The 23850-nt window shown below is 61.9% G+C and carries 19 protein-coding genes and 1 tRNA gene; 11 read left to right on the forward strand and 9 right to left on the reverse strand.

The window, feature by feature from the left end:
• Window positions 1–207: 207 nt before the first annotated feature.
• The 7 genes from A4R35_RS02700 (at window position 208) to bcp (ending at window position 7524) form a co-directional block, all read left to right on the forward strand.
• Complete coding sequence (locus A4R35_RS02700; RefSeq protein WP_112426294.1) at window positions 208–621, forward strand: secondary thiamine-phosphate synthase enzyme YjbQ; 414 nt, start codon at window positions 208–210, stop codon at window positions 619–621.
• A gap of 228 nt (window positions 622–849) precedes the next feature.
• Window positions 850–2565, forward strand: a complete 1716-nt coding sequence (gene nadB, locus A4R35_RS02705) for an L-aspartate oxidase (protein WP_112426296.1) — start codon at window positions 850–852, stop codon at window positions 2563–2565.
• Window positions 2558–3403, forward strand: coding sequence for a carboxylating nicotinate-nucleotide diphosphorylase (gene nadC, locus A4R35_RS02710; protein WP_112426298.1), 846 nt, complete (start codon window positions 2558–2560; stop codon window positions 3401–3403). The genes nadB and nadC overlap by 8 nt, the downstream gene beginning before the upstream one ends.
• 57 nt (window positions 3404–3460) lie before the next feature.
• Window positions 3461–4645, forward strand: a complete 1185-nt coding sequence (nadA, locus tag A4R35_RS02715) for a quinolinate synthase NadA (RefSeq protein WP_112426300.1) — start codon at window positions 3461–3463, stop codon at window positions 4643–4645.
• 374 nt (window positions 4646–5019) lie between these two features.
• A complete protein-coding gene (locus tag A4R35_RS02720) occupies window positions 5020–5664 on the forward strand; it encodes a TMEM175 family protein (RefSeq protein ID WP_112426302.1) in 645 nt (214 codons plus the stop codon).
• Window positions 5665–5873: 209 nt separating this feature from the next.
• Window positions 5874–6860 carry an amidohydrolase family protein gene (locus A4R35_RS02725; RefSeq protein ID WP_112426304.1) on the forward strand — a complete coding sequence of 329 codons (987 nt, stop codon included), beginning with the start codon at window positions 5874–5876 and terminating at the stop codon, window positions 6858–6860.
• Between the two features lie 154 nt (window positions 6861–7014).
• Window positions 7015–7524, forward strand: coding sequence for a thioredoxin-dependent thiol peroxidase (gene bcp / locus A4R35_RS02730; protein WP_112426306.1), 510 nt, complete (start codon window positions 7015–7017; stop codon window positions 7522–7524).
• 41 nt (window positions 7525–7565) lie between these two features.
• Here bcp and A4R35_RS02735 read toward each other — a convergent pair whose 3' ends face one another.
• The gene (locus tag A4R35_RS02735; protein WP_112426308.1) at window positions 7566–7787 is read right to left on the reverse strand and encodes a hypothetical protein; all 222 of its coding nucleotides are present in this window, start codon (window positions 7785–7787) and stop codon (window positions 7566–7568) included.
• 375 nt (window positions 7788–8162) lie between these two features.
• Here A4R35_RS02735 and A4R35_RS02740 point away from each other — a divergent pair, with 375 nt between their 5' ends.
• Both A4R35_RS02740 and A4R35_RS02745 read left to right on the forward strand, forming a co-directional pair.
• Complete coding sequence (locus A4R35_RS02740; protein ID WP_112426310.1) at window positions 8163–8801, forward strand: hypothetical protein; 639 nt, start codon at window positions 8163–8165, stop codon at window positions 8799–8801.
• Between the two features lie 87 nt (window positions 8802–8888).
• Window positions 8889–9443, forward strand: coding sequence for an acyl-CoA thioesterase (locus A4R35_RS02745; RefSeq protein WP_112426312.1), 555 nt, complete (start codon window positions 8889–8891; stop codon window positions 9441–9443).
• A 7-nt stretch (window positions 9444–9450) separates the two neighbouring features.
• On the opposite strand, the gene A4R35_RS02750 is transcribed toward A4R35_RS02745, so the two are convergent.
• On the reverse strand, window positions 9451–10809 hold the full coding sequence (locus A4R35_RS02750) for an MFS transporter (protein ID WP_112426314.1): 1359 nt from the start codon (window positions 10807–10809) through the stop codon (window positions 9451–9453).
• Between the two features lie 351 nt (window positions 10810–11160).
• On the opposite strand from A4R35_RS02750, the gene A4R35_RS02755 reads away from it, so the two are divergent.
• Entirely contained in the window at window positions 11161–12021 is an 861-nt protein-coding gene (locus A4R35_RS02755) for an SDR family NAD(P)-dependent oxidoreductase (protein ID WP_112426316.1), read from the forward strand.
• 128 nt (window positions 12022–12149) lie between these two features.
• On the opposite strand, the gene A4R35_RS02760 is transcribed toward A4R35_RS02755, so the two are convergent.
• The 3 genes from A4R35_RS02760 to A4R35_RS02765 form a co-directional block, all read right to left on the reverse strand.
• Window positions 12150–14291: a hypothetical protein gene (locus tag A4R35_RS02760; protein WP_112426317.1), complete on the reverse strand. Its 2142-nt coding sequence runs from the start codon at window positions 14289–14291 to the stop codon at window positions 12150–12152.
• 297 nt (window positions 14292–14588) lie between these two features.
• A tRNA-Sec gene (locus A4R35_RS24020) sits at window positions 14589–14684 on the reverse strand.
• Between the two features lie 178 nt (window positions 14685–14862).
• Window positions 14863–15534 (reverse strand): HAD family hydrolase, encoded by a 672-nt coding sequence (locus A4R35_RS02765; protein ID WP_189361256.1) that lies wholly within the window; start codon window positions 15532–15534, stop codon window positions 14863–14865.
• Window positions 15535–15761: 227 nt separating this feature from the next.
• On the opposite strand from A4R35_RS02765, the gene A4R35_RS02770 reads away from it, so the two are divergent.
• On the forward strand, window positions 15762–17117 hold the full coding sequence (locus A4R35_RS02770; protein WP_146747095.1) for a phenylacetate--CoA ligase family protein: 1356 nt from the start codon (window positions 15762–15764) through the stop codon (window positions 17115–17117).
• A 190-nt stretch (window positions 17118–17307) separates the two neighbouring features.
• Here A4R35_RS02770 and A4R35_RS02775 read toward each other — a convergent pair whose 3' ends face one another.
• From A4R35_RS02775 to A4R35_RS02790, 4 genes are all read right to left on the reverse strand, one after another.
• Window positions 17308–18207: a CPBP family intramembrane glutamic endopeptidase gene (locus tag A4R35_RS02775; protein WP_189361257.1), complete on the reverse strand. Its 900-nt coding sequence runs from the start codon at window positions 18205–18207 to the stop codon at window positions 17308–17310.
• Between the two features lie 1333 nt (window positions 18208–19540).
• Window positions 19541–20005, reverse strand: coding sequence for a nucleoside-diphosphate kinase (gene ndk, locus A4R35_RS02780; protein ID WP_112426324.1), 465 nt, complete (start codon window positions 20003–20005; stop codon window positions 19541–19543).
• Between the two features lie 76 nt (window positions 20006–20081).
• Window positions 20082–20435 (reverse strand): roadblock/LC7 domain-containing protein, encoded by a 354-nt coding sequence (locus tag A4R35_RS24120; RefSeq protein ID WP_170293221.1) that lies wholly within the window; start codon window positions 20433–20435, stop codon window positions 20082–20084.
• Window positions 20436–20721: 286 nt separating this feature from the next.
• Window positions 20722–23844, reverse strand: a complete 3123-nt coding sequence (locus A4R35_RS02790) for a tetratricopeptide repeat protein (protein ID WP_112426328.1) — start codon at window positions 23842–23844, stop codon at window positions 20722–20724.
• Window positions 23845–23850 lie beyond the last annotated feature (6 nt).

A 23850-nucleotide genomic window follows, 5' to 3' on the forward strand; every position in this document is an offset into this window, starting at 1 on the left:
AGAGCTGAACCACTTTGTTCCAGAGCGTACCATATTTCCCCTCCCAAAGGGAAGGGCCTGACCAGAACGAGTGGATTGCCCCCGACCGGCGTCCGCACTATACTTGAAGGAAAATGTCTCCTGCCGATCCGCGCTTCCCACTGGCGGAACTGGCTCAGCGGCTTTATTGACTTGTGATCCTTATCTCAGATAGAGCAGGAGGTTGCGGTGAAATCACATACGGCCTATCTCACCTTTCACACCAAAAAGCGGAAGGATATTATCCCTATCACAGACCAGGTCGAGCGCATCATTCGCGAAAGTGGCATCCAGGAAGGCCTGGCGCTGGTTTCTTCGATGCACCTGACGGCCAGCGTTATTATCCAGGACGAGGAGTCTGGCCTCTGGCGCGATATCATGGAGTGGGCCGAGCAGATAGCCCCCGAGCGGCCCGACTATCACCACCATCGCACCGGTGAAGATAACGGCGATGCTCATCTCAAGAATCTCTTGATGCATTTGCAGGTGGTCATTCCTATCACGCGCGGGCGCTTTGACGCTGGCCCCTGGCAACGTCTCTTTTATGTTGAGTTCGACGGTCAGCGCGATAAACGTGTCATTGTGAAAGTCATTGGCGAATAGCCTGATCTCTCAGATTTGCTCAAGCAGGCACAAACGGGCCGGGCCTGGATTGCAAGCGCGCTCGTGCTCTCCGGGCAGCGCCTCCCCGGCCCCTTGTTTTCCTGACAGATCGCTGGTATACTTGTTAGCAATACGGTTGGTGTACTTGATACACCTTTTTCTTTTTTGAGGCCAGTTAGTGTAAAATTTACACTTAATGGCTGTGGACCGAGACAAGAAGGGACCATCATGGCGAGCTGCCAGAGATTTGATGTAGCCATTGTGGGCGCTGGCATCGCCGGCCTGACCGTGGCTCTCAGCCTGCCGCCTGACTGGCGCGTGGCCCTCTTTACTAAAGGGCGGCTGGGGGAGAGCAACACGCGCTATGCGCAGGGAGGGCTGGCGGCGGCACTGGGGCCGGACGACAGTCCCGAACTCCATTACGCGGACACCCTGGCGGCGGGGGCTGGCCTTTGCGACCCAGAGGCCGTACGCGTCCTCGTTGAAGAAGCGCCGGCAGCTGTGCGCTGGCTGATCGAGCTGGGCGTCCGTTTTGATCGCGCCGTACCTGGAGGGAGTGCCGAGGCCACAACCGCTGACGGTCTGCTCTTAGGTCAGGAAGCGGCTCATTGCCGGCGGCGCATCCTCCACGCGGGTGGCGACGCCACGGGGGCTGAAATCGAGCGTGCCCTTCTGGCCGCCCTCAAGGCGCGTTCCCGGATCACCATCTACGCCGACACTCCTGTCTGCGCCCTGCTCGTCGACGGGTCTGGCTGCAGTGGTCTGCAGGCCCTAGATCAGCAGGGACAGCCCTTTGTCGTCGAAGGGCGCGACATAGTGCTGGCCTGCGGCGGCACAGGCAGTCTTTGGGCTTACACCTCCAATCCCGCCGGAGCTACTGCCGACGGCCTGGCTCTAGCTTGGCGTGCTGGGGCCGCTTTAGCCGACCTTGAGTTTGTCCAATTCCACCCGACGGTCCTCAAGGTCAATGGGGCCAGCCATCTCATCTCGGAGGCTGTCCGTGGCGAAGGGGCCTATCTGCGCAACCATGCCGGCGAGCGCTTCATGCCGCGCTACCATCCCCTGGCCGAGCTGGCCCCGCGCGACGTGGTGGCGCGGGCCATCCTCAGCGAGATGCTGACCGAGGGGGTAGATTGCCAATACCTCGACCTGACCCATCTTCCTGATGAGCGGATGTATGCGCGCTTTCCGACCATTGCCGCCCTCTGCCGTCGTTATGGCCTCGATCTGGCCCACGACCTGCTGCCTGTCGCGCCGGCAGCCCACTACTGCATGGGCGGGATACAGGTCGATCTGCAGGGGCGCAGCAGTGTTCCTCACCTTTATGCTGTCGGCGAAGTTGCCTGTACTGGCGTGCACGGTGCCAATCGCCTTGCCAGTAACTCCTTGCTTGAAGGACTGGTCTTTGGGCGTCGCCTCGCCGCGCTCCTACGTGGGGAGGCCCCTGAGCAGGCTTCCTGCGCTGCCGGGCGGCGGCAGCGTGAGCTGAGACTGTCGCTCTTCTCCGCTCAGGACCAGGCTCGTCCCTGGCCGCTGCCGCCGGACTGGATCGGCCCAGAGGAGCTGGCGCGCGCTCTCCAGCGTGAGTTACGAGACCTGATGTGGCGCTCCGTCTCACTCTGTCGCGATGAGGAGGGGCTGCGCGCTGCCTGGCGCCAGTTGCTACAGCTGCGTGCCCGCTTCGCTGAGGCGGCCCGACCGCGTGCCCCGCACGAGCCAGTTGGGCGGGGCTGGCTAGAGACCGCCAACATGCTCGATAGCGCTGCTCTTGTCGTGCAGGCTGCCCTGGCGCGGCGCGAAAGTCGTGGCAGCCACTGGCGTAGGGACTATCCTCAGCCTGATCCATCGCTCGCCGGCGTCAGCCTTGTCCTGCGGCCCGCTCTTCAGAGCGTCGAAGCCACGAGTTGCCCAGCGCTCCAGCACAAAGGAAGACCGTATGTCTGAACTCCCGCTTGACCTGATCAGACAGGCTCTCATCGAAGACGGAGCCTATCGCGATCTCACCACCCTGTGTACAGTGCCTGCCGAGGCCCAGGCTCAGGCTGTTCTGCTGGCGCGGCGCGAGGGCGTCATTGCCGGCCTTACTCTTGCCCTGGCCGCCTTTCGCCTGCTCGACGAGCGTGTCCAGGGAGAGGCGCACGTCAAAGACGGGGAGGCTGTCGCCGCTGGTCAGCCGTTAGCGGATCTTCGCGGGCCGGCGCGCGCTCTCCTGAGCGCCGAGCGCGTGGCCCTCAACTTCCTCGGCCACCTCTCCGGCATTGCTACCCTGACTGCGCGCTGCGTTCGAGCTGTGGCCGGCACCGGCGTGCGCATTCTCGATACGCGTAAGACCACCCCTGGGCTGCGAGCCCTCGAAAAAGAGGCTGTGCGCCTGGGCGGGGGCCACAACCACCGCTTTGGCCTCAGCGATGGCATTCTCATCAAAGACAACCATATCAAGGCTGCCGGTGGCCTGACCGCCGCCATTGAGGCTGTGCGCCGCCAGGTGCCGCATCTCCTCAAGATCGAAGTTGAGTGCGAGACTCTTGAGGAGGTGCAAGCCGCCATACGGGCCGGAGCCGACGTCATCTTACTCGACAACATGGAGGTCGAGCAATTGCGTCAGGCTGTCGCCCTTGTGCGGGCCGAAGCGCCCGGCATCCTGCTCGAAGCCTCCGGCGGTATCGGCCCAGATCCAGAGCGCCTGGCGGCAGTAGCGGCCACCGGCGTCGACTTCATCTCCCTTGGGGCACTGACGCACTCGGCTCCCAATCTGGATGTCGCCCTGGAGTTTCTCACGTAGTCCTTGCCTGCGGGAGCGTTACCGTTCAAGCAGTCACGAAAGGAGGAGCGAAGTCTCATGGCCCTGCAAACAGCCTGTGAAGCCAGCCAGGAGAGCCGTATTCTACCCTTGCTGCATCCGGCCACGCGCGACCAGTATGCGCACGGAGGGCGCGCCGACCACATCCCGCGTCGCTACGCCGAAATGGACGGAGCTGAGCTGGATCGGCGCATCAGCCAGGCCAAAGCCGCTCTTGGCCGGCGCCTGCTGATTCTGGGACACCACTACCAGCGCGACGAGATCATCAAATACGCCGACCTGCGCGGTGACTCCTTCAAGCTCGCTCAGCAGGCGGCGGCGCGGCCCGAAGCCGACTATATCGTCTTCTGCGGCGTTCACTTTATGGCCGAGAGCGCCGACATTCTGAGCGCCCCTCATCAGCAAGTCATCCTGCCCAACCCGACCGCCGGCTGCTCAATGGCCGATATGGCCAGCATTGCCGAGGTTGAAGAGTGCTGGGAGACCCTCAACGAGGTCCTGGGGGAGGAGGCCGGCCTCGTGCCAGTCACATACATCAACTCGGCAGCCAGTCTTAAGGCCTTCTGTGGCGAGCATGGGGGCATCGTCTGCACCTCCAGCAATGCCTTCAAGGTCATGGAGTGGGCCTTCAGTCGCGGGCGACGGCTGCTCTTCTTCCCCGACGAGCACCTCGGGCGCAATACCGGCCACGCCTACGGCATCCCCGAGGAGGAGATGATCGTCTGGAATCCCAAGAATCCCCAGGAGGCTCTCGACGACGAGGCGCGGCTGCAACGCGCGCGCCTCATCCTGTGGAAAGGCTACTGCTCCACTCATATGCGCTTCAGCGTGCAGCAGATCGCCAAGGCCCGCGCCGAGCACCCCGACATCACGGTTATCGTCCATCCCGAGTGCCGGCGTGAAGTGGTCGAGGCCGCTGATCTCTACGGATCAACCGAGTATATCATCCAGCAGATCGAGCAGGCGCCGGCGGGCAGTAAATGGGCGGTAGGAACCGAAATCAACCTGGTCCATCGCCTGGCGCAGGAGCACCCCGACAAGCTCATCTTCTGCCTTGACCCGATCGTCTGCCCCTGCTCGACCATGTATCGCATCCATCCAGCGTACCTGGCCTGGGTCCTGGAGGCGCTCGTCGAGGGCCAGGTCATCAACCAGGTCAAGGTAGCCCCCGAGGTGGCCCATTGGGCCCGGGTGGCCCTTGATCGCATGCTGGCCCTGAAATAAAGACCGGCCTGAAGCGACCACTACACCAGGGTGGCTGCATCAGTGACGGCGCGCAGGATGCTGCTCTGCAAAGCACTCGTCTGCGCGCCGTTCCCTTCCCTTCTTGCTCTGATTCGCGATGGCCTGCTTGCTGGTCGCTCTCGGACACCGCACTCCGCTCTTCCCCTCCTCATGCTTGCCAGAAGAACGCGCTGACTGCTATCCTTCTGAAGAGGCAAAAACGGTGTGCTCTTCCTGGAGCTGTTCGGCTCGACTCAAGGAGTGAAAACTGCCTTCCCCTCCTGCCCTGGATCTGGAGAGGCCCTTATCGTAGCTGGCTCCAGGGAGAGAGGGTGTGACTTAAGCTGGATTCTCTTCTGCCAAAGGAGGATAGCATGCAGCAGAGACACACAGCGAGCAGAGATCTTCTGGCGAGCAAGGATCGTTTGAGCGCCCTGAGCGATGGAATCTTTGCCGTCGCCATGACCCTCCTTGTCCTCGATATCCGCCTGCCAGATGGCCTCGGATCAGCAACCATTCCCGATGCATTTCTTGCTCTGCTCCCTCGTTTCTTGATTTATATTATGACCTTCTCCTTATGCTCCTCTTACTGGTATGGTCAGCACCGCTTGATGGATCGGATGACCGTGGTTGATGGAGGCTTCTCTGCGCTCTGCCTGCTCTTTCTCTTTTTCATCACCCTCTTGCCGATGTCCATGAACAGCTTTGGCCGCTATCCAACCATACCCCTGGCGATTGCATTCTACACACTTAATCTGGCTGGTTGTGGCCTGGCGCTCGTAGTGCTGACCTGGTATGCCGTTTTTCGCCGTGGACTGCTTGAGCGCGCGCTGGGACGGCAGATCTGGGAGCATGCCCTCTATTACGGCCTCCCTACCTCGCTTCTGCTCCTCTCTTCATTGCTGCTGCTGCTATTCACACGCACCACGCTGCCAGTGATGGTCTGCTGGCTGCTCATTCCTGCGGTCACTGGTCTGACGCGCCTCATCGGGCGCAAGCAGCACAGGCAACAGAGCTGAGCCACTCCACTGGTCGAGGCCTGCCGGCAGAGGGGCGAGGAAGTGAGCTGCGGCCTGCGCTCTTGGCCGCAGGCCGCAGGCTCTGGCAGGTCAGCCCTATCATCAAAAGAGAAGGGAGCTGGCAAGAGAACGCTGGCCTCTCCTGCTCTCGCTGGTTGCTCGGCTGAAAGCCGCGACCAGACCGTTGACCGAAGGAGAAAATGAAAAGTATGCGTATTATCACACTTGAAGAGCATTTTCAAATTGCAGAGATCAATCGGGCTGCTGCGCGGTGGCAGCCCCAGGAAGAGGGCTTCCGTCCCGTTGGCTATCCCCCGCCTGAGCGCGAGCTAGAGGACCTCGGCGAGGGGCGGCTGCGCGCTATGGACAGCATGGGCATCGATATGCAGATTCTTTCCTACACGGCTATGGCGCTCCCGGTCATCCCGCCGGCGGAGGCGGTCGCGCTCATGCGTGAGGTGAACGACCGTCTGGCGGCGGCCATTCAGGCCCATCCCGATCGCTTCGCCGGCTTCGCTACCCTGCCTCTGACTGATCCCGAGGCGGCTGCCCGCGAGCTAGAGCGTACTGTCTCCAAGCTAGGCTTCAAGGGAGCCATGATCAACGGGCGTGTCGGGGGCCTTTTCCTGGATGATCCGCGTTTCCGCCCTGTACTAGAGGCTGCTGAAGCCCTGGAGGTCCCCATCTATCTCCATCCGGCACCGCCGCCAGAGCCGGTGATTGCCGCCTGCTACGCCGGGCTTCCCCCCAACGTCACGACCGTCTTTGCAACTGCAGGCTGGGGCTGGCACCTGGAGACCGGCATTCATGCGCTGCATCTGATCCTATCCGGCGTCTTCGATCGCCATCCGCGCCTGCAAATGATCCTTGGGCACTGGGGCGAAATGATCCCCTTCTACCTGGCGCGTATCAATCAGACGCTGACTCCTGCCGCCGCTCATCTGCAGCGGCCAGTAGCTGACTACTTCCTGGAGCACTTCTATGTGACGCCCAGCGGCCTGTTCACGCTGCCGCCGTTTTTGCTGACGCTGCAGATCGTAGGGGCTGATCGCATTCTCTACTCTGTCGACTATCCCTATGTTCAAGACAGGCAGGCGCGGGCCTTCCTGGAGCAGGCTCCGCTCAGTCCTGCTGATCGCGAGAAGATCGCCCACGGCAATGCCGAGCGACTACTCAAGCTCAATCCCAGCGCCTAGGCTATGGCGTGCATCTGGTCTTGTCAGCGGAAGGGTGGTGGTGATACTGTGTAAGCTGTAAGCGGCGCCTTGGGCGCTGACCTGTGGCCTGTTCCGTCTCTATGTGCGGACGCAGGGTCATATTCTCGTATGACATGGAGCGAAAGGACCAGCGATGAGCGAAACCATAGAGCGCGTTGTGCTAGAGGAGGGCCAGCCGGCCCCCGACTTCGCGCTGCCTGTCGTAGGCGGCGATGAGACCAGCGGTGATCAGCTGCACCTGGCTGATCTACGCGGGCGCGTCGTTGTGCTCTACTTCTATCCGAAAGATAATACTCCTGGCTGCACCACTGAGGCCTGCAACTTCCGCGATATGCATCCTGAGTTCCGTCGGCGCGGCATTGCCGTACTCGGCATCAGCGCCGATGAGGTAGATTCGCATCGCGACTTTGCCGAGAAATACCATCTGCCTTTTCCCCTACTTGCCGACGTAGGGGCCGTAGTCGCGCGCCAGTACGGTGCCTATGGAGAGAAGACCCTCTACGGTCGCAAGTACCTCGGTGTTCAGCGCATGACCTTCCTCCTCGATCGCGATGGGGTCATACGCAAGATTTGGCGCAGTGTCAAGCCGGATGGACATGCTCAGGAGGTGCTGCGCGCTATCGAGGAGCTGCAGCTCGCCTGACGCTCTTCGACTGAAGCTGGAGCGCCTCGCCTCCAATCCAATCAGAGGCGAGGCGCCAGCCTGAAAGGGTCTGAAATGCTCTGCCCAAGAGCAGTTAGCTGGGGATCGCTCTGTTGCAGCGTGCTGGCAAGCGCCAGATCCACACTGGCAACTGCCGTCAATGCCAGTCTGAGGCGTTCACTGGTCAGGGAACCCAACTGAACCAGGCGAATCCAGGTGGCTTCCAGTGGGGAAACAAGAAAGGGAGGATCTATTTCACGCATGGTCTGCTCTTTCAACATTGCCGATCTGTCCCCTGTTGAATCAGATTGTGGCTGAGGTAATCTCTGGTCCTTGCGAAAATGGCCCTGTCCTGGACGATAGGCAGGCAGTTCTCGGCGAAGACACAGCCAGTGCGTGTGAGAATCACACGCGGAGCACAACTGTGGTGTCGGCGATGAGGAGGGAACAACTGACCCACAAAAGGCGAGGGAAGAAGCGTTATCTTCGGCATAAGAGGAGGCCGGAGATGGGCACAGATGGGCCACGGGCCTGGCTCGCTCTGAGCCTGCCTGCTATAATAGGCGGTGCGTCAAACTGAGCAGTTTGCACGCCGATCATCAGCGGGCAAATATCTACTGTGGAGGAACTGCCCGATCATGAAGGATCTGATCAAACAGCTTACACGCCTCTTCCTGGGAGCGGGTTGCTCCTTGATCTTGATAAGTGTCTTGAGCGCCTGCAATCTCTTTGGCGGAGCGGGAAGCGCCCCAACGCCGACACCGACGAGCAGGCCGATTGTGGCCTCCGGTACTGCCTCGACAGGCAATCTGGTCAGTTATCGCGGCGATGGCTACGTCATCGGCTATCCCCGTGGCTGGAAGGTCGACACCAGCAAGCCAGGCTTCGTCACCTTTTCTGATCCCCAGGGCATCGCCTATCTCTCGGTGCATGTCCAGCCCAATCCGAATGGCCTTATCTCAGCGCCAGATCAGGTCTCGGTTGGGCTGCAGCTCTTCCGCTCGCAGGTTACTCACTACCAACCGGTGAGCGTGGCCCCGACCGCGACTGTGGCCGGTGAGCAGTGGAACCAGGGAGCGGCCACTGGTGACCTGCGCGTCCAGGGCCAGCCCACTCCAGTCACGGTCAAAATCGTTGTTCTGGCCGTCAACCATCCGGCGAACTTGCCTCAAACCCAGGGCTTTACCATTGCCTACGCCACTGCCCAGGAGATCTTCGAGCTGGCTGATCAAGGAGAATTTCAGCCGATGCTGCAATCCTTCGCTTTCACGAGCTGAAAGCGCGGAGAGGCTCCCCTCTGCGAGAGGACCAGCGTCTGGTCCAACGAACCCATCGGCCATCAATAGATGGAGTGAAAGGAGCACATGGAGCTGTTCGACAAGGCGAAAGAGCGAGCGACCTTGCGTCCGGCGATCGACAGCAACCAAGGACATACCATCGCCTACTCACGTACCACCAGCAGCCGTCTCATGGGTGTCCTTGACGCCAATGCCAACGGCAATGTCCACGGCGGCGTCATCATGCGTATGGTCGACGAGGCGGCGGCAGTGGTTGCCATCAAGCATTCGCACCGCAATGTAGTCACCGCGCGGGTTGAGCGTTTTGATTTCCTCGCGCCGGCCTATTTAGGAGACGTCGTCTCAGTGCACTGCGAGCTGCAGTATGTGGGACGTACCAGTATGGAGGTCGGCGTGCGTGTCACGGCGGAGGACCCCCTGACTGGCGAAGTGCGGCATGTCGCCAGCAGCCAGGTGATCTACGTGGCTCTCGATGAGCATGGCAAACCCACGCCGGTCCCCCCGCTGGTCCCTGGCGACGATGAGGAGCGCGCCATTATCGAGCGGGCTCGGCTGCGTCGTCAACGGATGCAGAAACTCGAAGAGGAGCTGGCGAAGCTGGAAGGGGGAGGCAGCGAGTGAGGCCGGGCTACGAATCAGGAGCCTTGGCCTGATCGCTGGGAGACAGCAGCGTTGGCGTCTCTGGCTTCGGTTCCTCGTCCAGGAAATGCACCTCGTGCATCAAGAGACGCACCGCAACACTGCCCAGCAGCACCAGGGCTCCGATGCCGCAGAAGAAGGTATCCACCGGACCAAAAGCCAGACCAAGCACGTTGCCCCGGAAACCGTGTAGCACGGTACTCACCAGAGATCCGGCCAGAGCGGCGCTCAGGACCGAGGCCAGGCTGCCGGCTGGCGTGAGTACCGCTGTCACGCGACCCACAAATTCACGGGCCGTCAGCCGCAGCACCAGCGGCTCGACGGCCACGTTCACGGCGATCCAGGTTGCGCCTACTAGGAAGATCAGTGCGAAAGCCGGGCCGACGCTGGTCATGCGGGCCAACAGCAGTGTGGTCAGTCCCAGCGCGAAGGTCGCACCCCACAGCAGGCGCGCTAGACCGAGACGATTGGCGATCAGCCCGGCGATCAAGGCCCCGGCGATGGCTCCCAGGCCAAGCACCGTGCCCAGCGGACCATAGAGGTTCGGCTGGGCATGCAGGTTGTCGGTCACAAAAAAGATGGCCAGGGCATTGAGGGCCCCGAAGGCGCTCATGCTCAGCAAGCTGGCCAACAGGACGGCCAATAGCCCGCGGCTGCCGAGCAGGACATGCAGCCCGGCGCGGAACTCCTGGCTGAAGCTAATATTATGGTCGCCCTCCAGGCGCTTCTCGACCGGGGCGCGGATCATGGCGATGGTCAGGAATGAAACGGCGAAAGAGAGGGCATCGGCGATCACAGCCCACTGGATGCCGAAATTGAAGACCAGCAGTGAGCCAATGGCAGGTCCAACGATGACGGAGAGGCCCATCGTCGCCTGACTCAGGCTTGTGGCCCGCGCCAGGTCCTCTGGTCCGACGATGTCGCCGATCAGTGCCAGGCGTGCAGGATTAAAAAACTGGCCGCAGCTTTGGTCGAGCAACACCACGGTGTAGACGGCTCCGAGCTGCCAGCCAGGTGATGGCTCCACTTCACCGAAGAAGGGCACGGTAGGAGAAAGGGCCCAGGCCAGGCAGCCGGTCAAAGCCAGGCGCAAGCCGTCGGTGCGCAGCATGGTCAGGCGCCGTGACCAGCGATCGACGAAGACGCCAGCCAGAGGGCCGATGATCGCCACCGGAGCGTACTCAGCGATAAAGACCCCACTGACTGCCACCGGCGCCCAGGAGCGTCCCCGTCCCAAATCATTAGCGATCCAAAGTACAAGCGCGGCTCCTAGAATCACGTCGCCCAGGTTAGAAATGGCCTGACCGAGCCAGAGCAGCGCGAAATTACGATTGACCAGGATTTTCATCTACGGTCATGACAACCAGGCTGATCGTGCTAGAGGGGAACGATGATCTTGAATTAACCCTGCATGCCAGCGCTACTATTCTCTAAAGAAAGGGAGCGGGCACCTGGTGCCTCACGGCTCCGGGTCGGACCCGGGCAACGACTGCCAGCTTCTGGGTAGGCAGGAGCGGCTCGGGCGCGTTTGCCTCTGCTTCCCATCTGCTTGCTGACTCTCCTCTCTACTCTACAGCCTGTCACAGCAAGGGGAGCGCTGTCAAGGTGAACGGCGCTCGGAGGCAAGTGGAGAGGCCAGTGAGTGGAAGAGGAACGAGCCAGCAGCTATTGTCTGGCGAAAGGTGAAAAAAACAGGAGGATGCTCTTGGCATATCACTATCGTGGCAAGACGGCCCTGATTACAGGGGCCTCATCGGGGATTGGTCTCGCCTTTGCGCAAGCCCTGGCGGCGCGTGGCATGCAGCTTATCCTCGTGGCGCGCTCGGAGGAGCGCCTGCGACATCTTGCCAGCGAGCTGCGCGAACGGCATGGTATCCAGGCCGAAGTCATCGTGAGCGATCTCAGTCGTGAGGGAGCAGCGACCCAACTGGCCAGGGCTGTCCGAGAGCGTGGCCTCAACGTTGACCTGCTCATCAACAACGCTGGCTTCGGCACCTATGGTCCCTTTGCCGAGCAGTCTGCCGAGCGCGAGCATGAGGAGATCATGCTCAACGTCACAGCTCTTGTTGACCTCACCCATGCGCTGCTCCCCGCGATGCTGGCCAGGGGTGAGGGAGCCGTCATCAACCTGGCCTCGCTGGCGGCCTTCCTGCCCATTCCCCATATGGCCGTCTATGCCGCAACCAAAGCCTTCGTTCTCTCCTTCAGCCAGGCGCTTTGGACCGAATATCGGCGCCAGGGACTGCGAGTTCTGGCCGTCTGTCCTGGCCCCGTTGCCACCAACTTCTTTGCGGTCATAGGCACCTCACAGGAAGACATGCCTGGCGGGATTCTCTCCCCTGAACAGGTAGTAGCCGCCAGTCTCCGCGCTCTGGAACGGGGACGCAGTCAGGTCGTCCCGGGCCTGCTCAACAAGCTAATGGCCTTCAGCACGCATCTGGTACCACGGACGCTGGGGGCACGCGTCGCTGGCAGCTTCCTGCCCCGTCGCACGCAGCCCGGCAGATCTGCCGCTGGTGGCCGCTCGCTCTCCTCGACGCCCGAACCACAAGCGCACTGAGCTGGCTGGAAGTGGAATTTCCCTGGACCTATCCGATCCTGGGAAAGGCAACAAAGGAAGAGCGGCTGGGCTGAGCTGAGCTGTGGGAGCCGCTGGAGTTTCCTCTGTCGCTCTTCCTTTGGGCTGCGTTACTCCTGGCCGAGCGATGTGGCGATCTCGCCTTCTGATGAAGGAGCCTGCTCGGGCGAAGCTGGGCTGGATACTGAGCCGACCAGAGCAGCGCGCGATCTATGTGGCCAACGCGGGAACATGCGCGGGAGGCGCCCCCGCCGATAGAGTTGCCAGCCGGCCAGCCAGAGCAGCAGCGTCAGCAGGCCGAGCGCAGCAAGGGCCGCGCCGCGCAGCACCGAGGCGGGACGATAGAGGTAACTGAGCGTGTGCGTCCCCGGTCCGACGCGGATAGCCGGCATCAGGCCAGCGAAGCTCTGCACTGGCACACGTTGCCCGTCGAGTAGGGCGATCCAGCCTGGGTAGGCTGTCGTGGCCACCACCAGATAGCCGCCGGTGGCGCTGGTCTCGCGGAAGCTCTGTTCATCGTCCTGCAGGCGCAGCAGCTGGATCGTCGCCGGCAGAAGCTGGTAATGGTCCAGACTTGGCAGTTGGCCATTTGAGCCGGGACGCAGCAAGTAAGCCGGTCCGGCGTCCAGACTATTGCGGTAGAGGAAGGTCCCATCAATCTTGCCGGCGAGGAGCAGATGGCTGTCCTGGAGCGGGCGCTTGGAGACCAGCACCGTGACGTGCAGCAGGCCAAGGAGACGCGGGTCAGGCTGGACCCAGGGAGCATCGTAGGGAACCCGCTGCTGATAGCCGGTGCTGTAGTAGCCGCCAGCGCGATCCATATACTGGACGTAGGCGCCGATCAAGAGCGGATCGGCGCCGTCGGCCAGGCGCAGCTCCAGCTCAGCCGCCGTCAGTTGGGGAATATTCTCCTGCACGCCATAGATACGTCCATTACCGGCTAATTGCTGCGCCGCCAGAGCGACCCGCGAGGGCCTCGTGATGAGGCTCACTGAACCAACCTGTGAGTAGCGCTGATCGAGCAGCACCAGGTTAGTCGCGACCAAGGCCAGCAAGAGAACCCCCACGGCCAGGCTCGCGACACGGCTCTGCCGCCGTAGCGCCTGGGTCAGGGTGCTGGCGCCCAGGCCAGCCAGCAGCGCGAGACCCAGCAGGCCCAGGAACCAGATGCGGGCCAGACCGCGGAAGCGGTCGAAGCCGGGCAGGACATAGTGAGCCACCAGGTAGACCCACGAAGCCTGACCCATAGCCAGACTGGCGACCAGTACCACCCCCAGAACCAACGGCCAGGTTTTACGCATGCGACTGACGAAACCGAAAACCGCCAGGCAGAGCACACTCAGGCCCGGGGCGACCATGCCCTCCCAGGTTATCCAGCCCAGTGGTGGCTCGTTCACCAGAGAGTGAAGAAACTGTGTCAGTGTGATCTGATCCTTGGGATGCAGGGCGTAGGCCCTCGTCGAGTAGCGCATCAACTCCAGCAGTGGCAGGAGATGGATACCAGCCAGGGCTACGCCCAGACTGCAGGCCACGAGCAGGCCGGTAGCAGAGAACAGAGCTGGACGCCAGCCCTCCTGCCTGGCCTGCTGCAGCAGGAGCCAGGCAGCGACAGTGGCCAGCATCAGCAGGCCATAATAGGCCATCTGCGGATGGCCGGCCAGCAAGGTCATAGCCACGCAGAGGGCCAGGGCCGGACCCCAGCGTAGCGGCTGGCGCACGGTGGCCCAGGTGGTCAGCGCCAGCCAGGGGTACCAGCAGACCGTCTGCATGATGGTCACGTGGCCGGCTCCCAGGTGGCTGATCAGGCGCGGCGTCGCCATATAGCTGATCGCCGCCACCAGCGCCGGCCAGCGCGGCAGCGCGAGCACGCGGCGCGCCAGTAGCAGTGTTCCCAACCCCGCCCAGAAGAAATGCAGCGTCATCAATACAAAGAAGTAATTGCGCAGTGAGAAGAAATGCACCAGTTGCGTCGGCGGATAGAAAAGAGCTGCCAGAGGATCGGCGCCCAGGGGTAGGCCACCCCCGAAATAGGGATTCCACAGAGGGAAGCGATGCGCCTGAGCAACTGTACGCTGTAGCTCCAGAACCATCGGCCAGTGGCTCACCACGAGATCGCTGCCGGGCCAGGCGGCCACCAGCTGGTCGTCACTCACTGGGGCGGGCCACTGGATCAACAGCCCCACCAGCAGCAGTAGCGCCACCTGAGCGGCGCCAACCAGCCAGCGCTTTAACCACGGCCCGAGTGTGCTCACTCTCCTCGATGCTTGCTGCAGATACCGTGAAGATAGCTGGGGATAGTCCATTGCTTTCTACGCCTTTCTTCTTGCAAGCATTTCCGTAGATAGAGAGACGCTTGAAAAGGGGTAAATGTTCCTCCGTAGGATTCAGAACGACTTGTAGAGGGGAGGGCATCGGCAGACGACAAAACTGGCTAAAGAATGGGAGAACGGACGGGATGGGCCAGGTCAGAAGGTCAGCCAATCAAGAGATGTTCGTGTCCCTACAAGCGCAAGGCAGCACGGCACTGCAGAGTCAAAGGGGGAGGAAGGCAGAGGTGTATGGGAGTCGAACCCACCAGGGACCGCGCGCAGCGACCCCCCAACCGTTTTGAAGACGGCGAGGCCCACCGGGACCCCTACACCTCCATAGTCGTCAGGCGCTGACTGAAGAAAGCCAGGAGAGACGAGGAAGAAACCTCGTCCCGCCTGAGTGAGAGTATAGCCGATTGAGCAAAGCCCTGCAAGCCCACAGCTTTCCCTTCGGGGCAGACAACCTGCAGGAGGGCTGGGCAGGCGGGGCCAGCGCCTACGAAAGGCTGGCCCCTCAAGCGGTAGGGATCAGAGCGCGCAGGCGCTCTACAGTCACCTCAGTGAGTGAGTGCACCACCAGATCGGCCTCGCGTAGCGCCTCCGGCTCGCGCGTGGTTGCGACCGCCAGGCAGCGCATGCCCGCGGCGTGGGCTGCTTCAATACCGGCTACCGCGTCTTCAATCACCACACAGGCGGAGGGTGGCACCTGCAGCGCTTCGGCGGCCTTCAAAGAGATATCTGGGGCGGGCTTGCCACGCTCCACCATTTCTCCCGAAATCAGGACCTGCAGATAGCGCTGCAGGCCCAACAGCTCGCTGATCAGCGCGATATTCTCAGGTGGCGTGGACGAGGCCAGAGCCTGGGCGATGCCGGCCTCATGCACGGCCTGGAGTAGCTCTAGTGCTCCCGGCAGCGCCAGACTGTGGGGATTCTGGCGCACCAGCTCGCGAAAATAGGCTTCCTTGCGCTCTGAAAGAGCGCGAACCCGTTCGGGGGGCATCTCTCCCCAGAGCAGCGGGATAATGCGATCGTTGCGCATCCCAAAGGTCGCGCGGAACTCCTCCTCGCTCAGCCTCCATCCCTCCTCTTGGGCCAGGCGCTGCCAGGCCCGGAAATGGGCCTGCGCGCTATCAATAATCACCCCATCCAGGTCCCAGATCACGGCCCGAAGGCCCTGTTCAGCCATAGAAAGACCCCTTGCTCCTTCCTCGCAAAACAGATGAGTTAAGAATAAGAGGGGGAAGAGAGTACCGAACGTGGTGTTGCTGGCTCGGCCCTTCCCTTCCCCTGCAGTGTTCCGCCAGACATGATACCATATCATCTGCCTGGCCTGCCTATCCAGGTGGGCCAGCACTCTCGCTTACATAGACGCCCACAGAGAGCGATGGTAGAATAGTGGCGGAGGTGCTGCCCATGAGCGATCAGAAATATTTCAACGAAGAGATCGAAACCCTGCCCCGCGAGCGCCTGCGCGCGCTCCAACTGGAGCGCCTGCAGGCGGTTGTCACTCGTGCTTATAGACAGAATCCATTCTATCGTCAACTCTATGATGAAGCTGGCGTCAAGCCAGAAGATATTAAGAGCCTGGAAGATATTCAGAAGCTGCCTTTTCTTGAAAAGAAGAGCGTGCGTGCTGCTTACCCCTATGGTATGGCGATGGTACCACCTGGAGGCGAGCAGGGGGCCTTAGAGGTACATGCCACCAGCGGCACGACTGGCAAGAGCGTACCCGTCTTTGCCACGCGGCGCGATCTGCAGAACTGGGCTGAATTGAACGCTCGCGAGCTCTGGATGGTTGGTCTGCGTCCCGGCGATATCCTCTTGAACTGCTACGGCTATGGGCTACCGACTGGTGGTTTTGGCTTCCACTATGGGGCCCTGAAGATGGGCGTCATGGTCATCCCGATGGGATCAGACGCGCGCCAGTACGAGCGCATCTTTGAATTCATCACGGATTTCGGCGTCACGGCCATGTGTATGACCCCTTCCGTCGGCCTCTATCTGGGGCGCAAGGCCCGCGAGCTGGGCATCGACTTCTCTCGTACCAGGCTGCGCATCGGCCTCTTCGGGGCTGAACCCTGGCCCTGGGAGACACGTCTGAAGCTGGAAGAATACTTTCACATCACAGCCTACGATGAGTTTGGCATGACCGAGTTTCTCGGACCGGGCATGACCTGCGAATGCCAGGAGCGCAACGGTATGCACGCCTGGGCCGATACCTTCCTGGTGGAGTGCATCGATCCCGAAACCGGCGAATGGGTGGAGGAAGGCCAGGAAGGGGAGCTTGTCTGGACCTGGCTCACGGGCGAGGGAACAGCCATGATTCGCTACCGCAGCCGTGATCTCTCGCGTCTCTGGTGGGAAGAGCGCTGTCCCTGCGGCCGCACCCATCCGAAAATCGGAGCCATCAAAGGACGCACCGATGATGCGGTCTCCATTCGCGGGCTGCTGGTCTTCCCCAGTCAGGTAGAGGCGGCTCTGCTACGCTTTCCCGAGACCGGCACGAACTTCCGCATTGTTGTCGATCGCCACGATGGGCTGGACACCTTCCTGCTCAAGGTCGAGGTCAAGGAGCGGCAGCTATTGGAGCAGAGCGAGCGTTGTCAGGAGCTGGCCCGAGCGATGGCGGAGGCGGTTAAATCGGTCACGGGCAATACGCCCAAAGTGGAGCTGGTGCCGCCCGATAGCCTGCCGCGCGCTACCGGCGGCGAGTCGAAGACGGCCAGCGCGCGAGTAGAGGACCGGCGGAAGCTGCACGCTGGGACCTAGCGAGCCAGACGAGGTACCAGTTCAGGTGCCTGGCCTGGATGGGTGAGCGACGCGGTGTGAGCGGCCTCTGGCGGCCTGAGTGGGTCCCCCGCTCCCTGGCTGAAACGGCCTGAACGAAGCCAGAAAGCTGGGAGAGAGACCCCTCAGCGCTGCCTCGCTGCTGGCCTGCCTGTCGCTCCAGGGCCGGGAGTTAGTGCAGCCGACCCAGCATATAGACCAGAATCACCGCCGCGCTGATCCCGTTATTGAGCATGTGCAAGAGTAAGCCGGGGTAGAGGGAACCGCTCCACCAGCGTAGCAGGGCCAGGAGCAGACCAATCACGATCAGCACGGGCAACGAGCCGAGGTCGGCATGGGCCAGGCCGAAGATCAGAGCGCTCACCAGCACAGCCCAGCCCGTAGGCAGGCCGCGACGCAGGCCAGGAAAGACGAAGCCGCGAAAGAAGATCTCCTCGCAGAGCGGAGCGACGATCACCGCCAGGGCCAGCAGAACCACGGTCGTCAGCGGCGCCAGACGGCTGCCTTCCAGGATGACCTGATCGTTGGTCTGTAGCGGGAGATGCAGGCCCTCAAGCAGTGCCGAATAGAGACCGTTGACCAGATAGAGCAGGGCCAGAAAAGCCACGATCAGCCAGAGAAAAAGCGGTCGAAAGCGACGCAGACCAAGGGTCTGCAGCACTGCCCCGAGGGGAACGCGTCCCTCTTTCGCTGTTACCGATGCAGAAGACAGCGGAATCGCGCCGCCAGCTTCGGTCGTCGCCAACTCACCAGCCTCGGAAGCTGCCTGGCGACGCAGGGCACGGCGGGCAAAGAAGAGCGCCACCAGCAAGAAGGCTCCCTCCACAACCAGCGTCGAGAGCGCCGCGGCCAGCGCCCCCTCCAGATCTTGCTGCAGCGAAAGAGGCGCCTTCGGTGCAGGCAAGTGGCTTCCCTGGAGCTGGGTACCGAGCGAGAGTAGCAGCCAGGGCACCAGGGGGATCAACAGCGCCAGCCAGGTCTCGCGAAACGACCAGGGAACAGGGGCCTCCTCTGTTCTCTGAGGTGGGCGGTCTGGCTGGGGGTCCCTTTCGGGATATGACAACGAACTCACCAAATCCTCCAGCTAGGTCGGAGTGACAGGGCACATCGCATCCAGGCACCAGGAGGGAGAGTTAGAACCTGCCTGGCCCTCGCTCCCGTACTCGTCGGCGAGCAAGCCTCCTGGCCTCTTGCCCAGTATAGCGGATGCCTGCCTTGCTCTGCAAGCGCGGCTTGCCATCGTGCTAGCGAGTGACAAAGAATGATAGCGTCTCTTTTTGACTCTCCAGACAAAAAGCGATTCTCACCATCTTTGGTCGATCTTTTGCGCATCATCAACTTGACATGGCAGCCCTTTCCGCAGTAGGATGAGACCACCAGACCGGCGAGGGAAAAGCTTGCCAGGACGATGCAGCCACCTCATCCGTACCAGATTTGACGAGGCGACTCAGAAGCAGATGAGCAAGGAGAAGGTGCCAGCTCCTCGTCGGCCTAAATTGGCAGCATGCTTGTTGCACGTCTTTTCGGTACAGCTAGCGATCAGAACAAGCAAAAGCGTGTTTGTTGAGAGGAAGGAAGGGATTCTTGGCAGGTACACTTGAAAGTAATCCAGCGAACAGTCCAAACTGGCGAAAGCACCGCAACGGTTGCCCGTTCTATCGCGAGCGCTGGTTTTCCGACAGCGATATAGAAGCGGGCGAGCCGTTGTACCAGGTGTTCTGCATGAAAGGCACGCCTCCGCTCACTCTGGAAGAGCAGAACCGCTGCCTGCGTAGCAAGACGTGCTGCTGGCGTCTGACAGAGAAAGCGGAGAAGAAAGAAGCTGTCAAAGGAAAAGGGGCGCGGAGGAGCAGTCCCGACTGATCGGCCAATCGGCGAGCTGATGACTATCCAGCCAGAATCTCACGGCCTCAGCGAGCAGCCCGCATCGGCTCCAGGTCGGGCGAAGCGGCCTGCACTCGTCATCTGCCTTGTCTTCCTCTCTCCTTGTCTGCTTGCTGTTCCTCTCCTCTCGTGAGCTGAGCTATGCCGGTCTTTATGCTCTAAGGCCGGGCTTATGGCTAATTCTCCAGGCCTTCAACTGGCCAGGCCGGCTATTCCCGCTGGAGATAGCGCTGTCTGCCGTACGAGAGAGCCTAGCTCGTTGCCGGACGGATGGGCGGGCGGGCGGCGCTTGGCAAGCAGCCGCCCGGTCATGTAAGTCAGGTCAGGTAGAGAAAAGCGCGAGGAGCGCACTGGAGCAGGGCCGGGCCGGGCCGGGCGGAGAAGAGCGGCGCAGTAACTCCAGTGGGCGGACAGATAGATAGGCAGGCAGAGGGCAGGCCGTGGGCCTGAGCGTTGTCAGCCGACGCAGCGACCCGCCAATTAGACTAAGAGGCAGGTAGCATCAGAGAGCAAAGGCTTGCTCACTGGTTCGCCTGCTCCTCATAGAGCCAGGACTCGCTGGCCAGCCGGTAATCAAGCAGCTCCTCTGGCTTAAAGAAGAGGCTAATCTCACGAGCTGCGGTCTCAGGGCCGTCGGAGCCGTGAATGATATTGTAGCCGATCTCCAGGGCAAAATCGCCGCGGATCGTACCGGGGGCAGCCTCAGCGGCGTTGGTCGCACCCATCATGGTGCGCACCATCTTAATCGCGCCGCGGCCTTCGACCACGCCGACCACCACGGGACCGGAAGTAATATGCTTCACCAGGCCGGTGTAGAAGGGTTTCCCTTTATGGACAGCGTAGTGCTCCTCTGCCAGTGCGGGAGACATCTGCAGCATCTTCAGGCCAACAAACTTCAGCCCTCGCTGCTCGAAGCGGGCAAGAATCTGCCCGATGAGGCCGCGCTGGACCCCCTCGGGCTTAATGATAATCAGCGTTCGTTCCATCGCTTGCAGTCAAAACTTCCTTTCCACCAAATTACAGACCGATGGTTTGGTTGAGCGAAGGAGGAAGAAGAGACTCCTACTGGCTTGTCACCAGAGGGAGAATCTGGCGACAGGCCTTCTTCATCTCCAGGCGTACACGTCCGAGATTGGGAGAGCGGGTCTGCTGGGTTGTCACGACGAGGATCAGGTCGCCCACCTCCGCCATCTGGATTGTCCCCTGTTGCGTTTCAATTATAGCATGGCGAATCTCGCCCTGGTTAATTTGCTTGGTATAGGTGCTGAGGGAGCCAAAGGCGGTAGCGGACAAGGCACCGATCATTTCCTCATCCTCGCTGTGCAACGTTCCGCTGACGATCAGCCCGTCCTTACCCACCAGGATGACGCCTGTGACCTCATCAAGCTCGGTCAACCGCTGTAGAATCGTCTCCACTGATGACTCCTTTGGATGGTAGCTAGATTCTTCTCTGAGCTGAGAGTCGCTCACCTCAACGCCAGAGCGCAGCCAGTCCTGAGCCGGCCTGGCCTGGAGAGTAGTGCCGGGAGGAGGACAGGTCAGCTCAAGCCAGCCCGGGTCAGAGCCAGGCGAGCGCACGGCCCACCTGGCGGACCGGACCTCTCTCCCCTTGTCTGTCTGTCTGTCTGTCTGTCTACTGCTCTTCCTGCTTGCCGGGCGAACCGTCGGCGAGTGTTCGCCTTGTATCATGCTGACCCGGCGGCTAGGAGGAAGCGCTCTGACCCCTGGCACGGCGCGTCATGGTCAGCGCCTTATTATAAGCCTCCATTGCCTGCAGATACTCGCCCTGGCGCATGTAGGCGTCACCCAGCACGCGGTAGCCTGGCGCATATTTTGGTGCCAGCTTCAGTAAAGCGCGTGTATTGCTGATCACTTCACTCAGCAGTTCCGGCTGATTGCGGATCACAATGCGATACTCCTGCATGGCCTCGTCGTAAGCGCCGGCGAGCTGGTACTGATAGCCGCGGATCAGGTGCTCCTTGTAATTGGCCTCGCTGCCTTCCGAGCTTCGGCCCGCGCCGGTGCTGGGGCCAGCTGTGCCGATGCTGGGGGTCTCGCGACCGGCGGGGCGAGCTGCTGGGGAGGGGCGCCCGCCTGGGGCCGGGGGACGATTCTGGGCTGGCTGGAGGCGGAAAACCGGGCGCTTCATCGTCGTCTCCAGTTCGTCCTCCAGCAGGGCATCGGGTCGATAGCCCGGCAGCGAGGGACCCTGAGCAGAGCTTGGGCCTGAGCCGGGGGTTGCGGGCCAGAGCGGTTCAGGAGCGCGCCTCGGCTCCTCATAGCGAGGAGACTGAAGCGGCGGCTGTCCCTGCGGGGCGCGAACCGTTTCCTCCAGCTCGGACGGGGGGGGTGAGGCTGGAGGGATCACTGGCTGTGGCTGATGGCCATAGGAGATCCGAGGCTGCTGTTCAGGCGCTGCGGGCTGGGAGGGCGTTCCTTGCTGGGCAAAGGCAGCCAGCTCGCCCGGCTGTAGCGGCACGAAGCCCTGAGCATAAAGTTGCTGTTCGAGATCCTCCAAAGTTGTCAGCAGGCGTTGCTCGGCGGCTGCTGGTGGCCCGCTCTGCTCAGCGGGGTGCTGTCCAGCTCCGGCAGCCAGCTCAGCCAGCCACGACGAGGCCGGTTGCTCCCGGGGTTGGGCTGAAGGAGCGGGTGTTGGCTCTGGCTCAGGGCGCGCGATCTGGGCCTCGTAGACAGACGGAGCACCCGTGGACGAGCCTGCAGAGCCTGTTGACCAACCAGCCAGTTGCTCAAGCCAGGGAATCCCCGCTTCCGAGTGGGTGGAACTCTCTGACGAGGCGGCGGGGGTGGCCGACGCAGGTGCCGAGGACGTGGGCGACTCCTCACCCCAGATCGAGGCGGCAGGAGGAGCGGGAGGCGCGTCTGCCCCAGGCATGGCTGGCGAGGCAGAAGGCGGCCAGAGCGGGCTAGCCGCTTCCTGCTCCTCAAAGGCACTCTGGCTGGCCTGCAGCTGCTCCAACCAGGCCGGCTTTTCCATAGGGGCAGAAAATTCCTCGCTTGTCAGGTCGTCCCAGCTTGCCGGACCCGGGTAAGTCGATTCCGACAGAGAGTAGTCCTCTGCAGAGCGAGCGGCTGGCTCGGAGAGCAGGTCCTGTTCCTGGCGCCCATAACCGTCGGCCTCTGCCGAAACTGGTGCCATTGGAGTGCCCTGCGCTCCCTGACCTGATAGCCAGGCCGCCTCTCTTTCCGGCTTTGGCCCTTGCTCCTCCTCCCCGACTTCGACTTCGCCCCAGACTGCACTGCGTGAGCCAGCGCTGGCGGAAGAGGCCGGTGACTCCTCGGCGGACTCCTCTTCCTCTATTGTCTCCGCTCCCAGGGACTTCAGCCATTCCGGCCACCCCTCCTCTGGGTCGGCTCCTTCCTGCATGAATGGGAAGATCTCTTCCGCTGCCTCCTGTTGATCAGCGGGTGACTCTGCCTGAGCGGCGGGCTGGGACCAGGCGTTGTCTGAGGCCTCTTCCCTATGCGCCAGGCTTGCTGACTCCAGCTCGGGCGCGGCGGCCCCCTCTCCCTCTGCATCAGCGGAGGCCGCTAGCTCAGGCGAAGGAGGTGGGGTAGCGAGCGAGCCGGATGGCTGGCGATAGAGCGGTGAATCGAGGGCATCTAGCCAGGCAGGATGGGTAGAAGACTGGCCAGTCGGCAGCCCCAGGTCTTCCTCGGGACCCGCTGATGAGACGGGGGGCCATGCCGGTTGCTCCTCCCAGGCCAGTTCCTGCTCTCCGAAGGAGAGATTGCTGCCAGAGAGAGACCAGGAAGGGGAGCTTGCGCGGTAAGCCTCGCTGCTGCTGGAGGTAGGGGCCTCTGACGGCTGCGAGGGCGTCGAAGGCGGCGCAGGCGTTGGAGAGGAAGGAGGCGTCGTTGTCAAAGCCAGGGGGTAAGGGTCGGGTGTCGTCCATCCGAAGATCGGCTCGCTCTCCTCGCTGACTGCTTCCTTCTCCTCGGCCAAAGCTGAGCCGGGTCTGGCCGAGGCCAGCTCAGCAGCGGAGGCTGCAGTAGTCGCGGATGGGGCGGCGGGCCGCTCAGGAGGCGGCATCAAGACTGCATCCTTGCGCACAAGCGCCAGGAAAGGGTCATTGGGGGAGGCTGTCAGCAGATCCCTGAACAGCTCGCGAGCCATCGTCATCTCGGGATCGAGTGTCTCAGCGCGCTGGATCAGCTCGCGAGCGCGGGCAGGATTATGGGGGAAGGTCATATGAGCCAGAAGCAGCAGAGCCTTCAGGCAGCCAGGAATCTCCTCCAGCAAGCCTGTCGCGATCTGCTCAGCGCGCTCGTAGTCGCCATCGCGCCAACAGGTCTCGAGCAGGCCAGTGCGGGCATCCAGGCGATCGGGGGTGGCGGTCAGCACCGCTTCCCACTCCTGAATGGCCTGGAAGAGCAGGTCGCCGCGCATGTAGAGGCGGGCCAGGCCGGCACGCGAGAGCATAAAGCCAGGCTGGCCGCTGCGAGCGCTCAGCTTATTAAACTCCTGACGGATCTGGCTATTGCCACGGCTCAGCTCATAAGCCTGCTGATAGCAATCGAGCGCAGTTTCCACATCGCCCAGGCGTTCGCTTGTCAGCGCGCGGTTGCAGTAAGCGAGCACGTTTTCGGGATCATTTGTCAGGACCCAATCGAAAGTCTGCTGGGCTTCGACCAGACGATTCTGGGCCAGATAGATCTCGCCGAGGAGGCGGTGAGCCTCTAGAGAGTGAGGAAAATGCGAGAGTACATACTGGCAATGTTCGAGGGCCTCCTCGATACGCCCGGCGCTCAGGGCGTCCTCCGTATACTGCAAATACTCACGCAGCGTAGACATCGTTTTCAGCATAGAACC

Origin of the sequence: Thermogemmatispora tikiterensis (assembly GCF_003268475.1) — a bacterium.
In the GTDB taxonomy this organism is placed as follows: domain Bacteria; phylum Chloroflexota; class Ktedonobacteria; order Ktedonobacterales; family Ktedonobacteraceae; genus Thermogemmatispora; species Thermogemmatispora tikiterensis.

Coding starts and splice junctions, on each gene's coding strand:
- A4R35_RS02740 (WP_112426310.1), top strand. CDS start 8,163: ATGAAGGATCTGATCAAACAGCTTACACGCCTCTTCCTGGGAGCGGGT.
- ndk (WP_112426324.1), bottom strand. CDS start 20,005: ATGGAACGAACGCTGATTATCATTAAGCCCGAGGGGGTCCAGCGCGGC.
- A4R35_RS02750 (WP_112426314.1), bottom strand. CDS start 10,809: ATGAAAATCCTGGTCAATCGTAATTTCGCGCTGCTCTGGCTCGGTCAG.
- A4R35_RS02770 (WP_146747095.1), top strand. CDS start 15,762: ATGAGCGATCAGAAATATTTCAACGAAGAGATCGAAACCCTGCCCCGC.
- nadC (WP_112426298.1), top strand. CDS start 2,558: ATGTCTGAACTCCCGCTTGACCTGATCAGACAGGCTCTCATCGAAGAC.
- A4R35_RS02765 (WP_189361256.1), bottom strand. CDS start 15,534: ATGGCTGAACAGGGCCTTCGGGCCGTGATCTGGGACCTGGATGGGGTG.
- A4R35_RS02735 (WP_112426308.1), bottom strand. CDS start 7,787: ATGCGTGAAATAGATCCTCCCTTTCTTGTTTCCCCACTGGAAGCCACC.
- nadA (WP_112426300.1), top strand. CDS start 3,461: ATGGCCCTGCAAACAGCCTGTGAAGCCAGCCAGGAGAGCCGTATTCTA.
- bcp (WP_112426306.1), top strand. CDS start 7,015: ATGAGCGAAACCATAGAGCGCGTTGTGCTAGAGGAGGGCCAGCCGGCC.
- nadB (WP_112426296.1), top strand. CDS start 850: ATGGCGAGCTGCCAGAGATTTGATGTAGCCATTGTGGGCGCTGGCATC.
- A4R35_RS02790 (WP_112426328.1), bottom strand. CDS start 23,844: ATGCTGAAAACGATGTCTACGCTGCGTGAGTATTTGCAGTATACGGAG.
- A4R35_RS02720 (WP_112426302.1), top strand. CDS start 5,020: ATGCAGCAGAGACACACAGCGAGCAGAGATCTTCTGGCGAGCAAGGAT.
- A4R35_RS02755 (WP_112426316.1), top strand. CDS start 11,161: ATGCTCTTGGCATATCACTATCGTGGCAAGACGGCCCTGATTACAGGG.
- A4R35_RS02745 (WP_112426312.1), top strand. CDS start 8,889: ATGGAGCTGTTCGACAAGGCGAAAGAGCGAGCGACCTTGCGTCCGGCG.
- A4R35_RS02725 (WP_112426304.1), top strand. CDS start 5,874: ATGCGTATTATCACACTTGAAGAGCATTTTCAAATTGCAGAGATCAAT.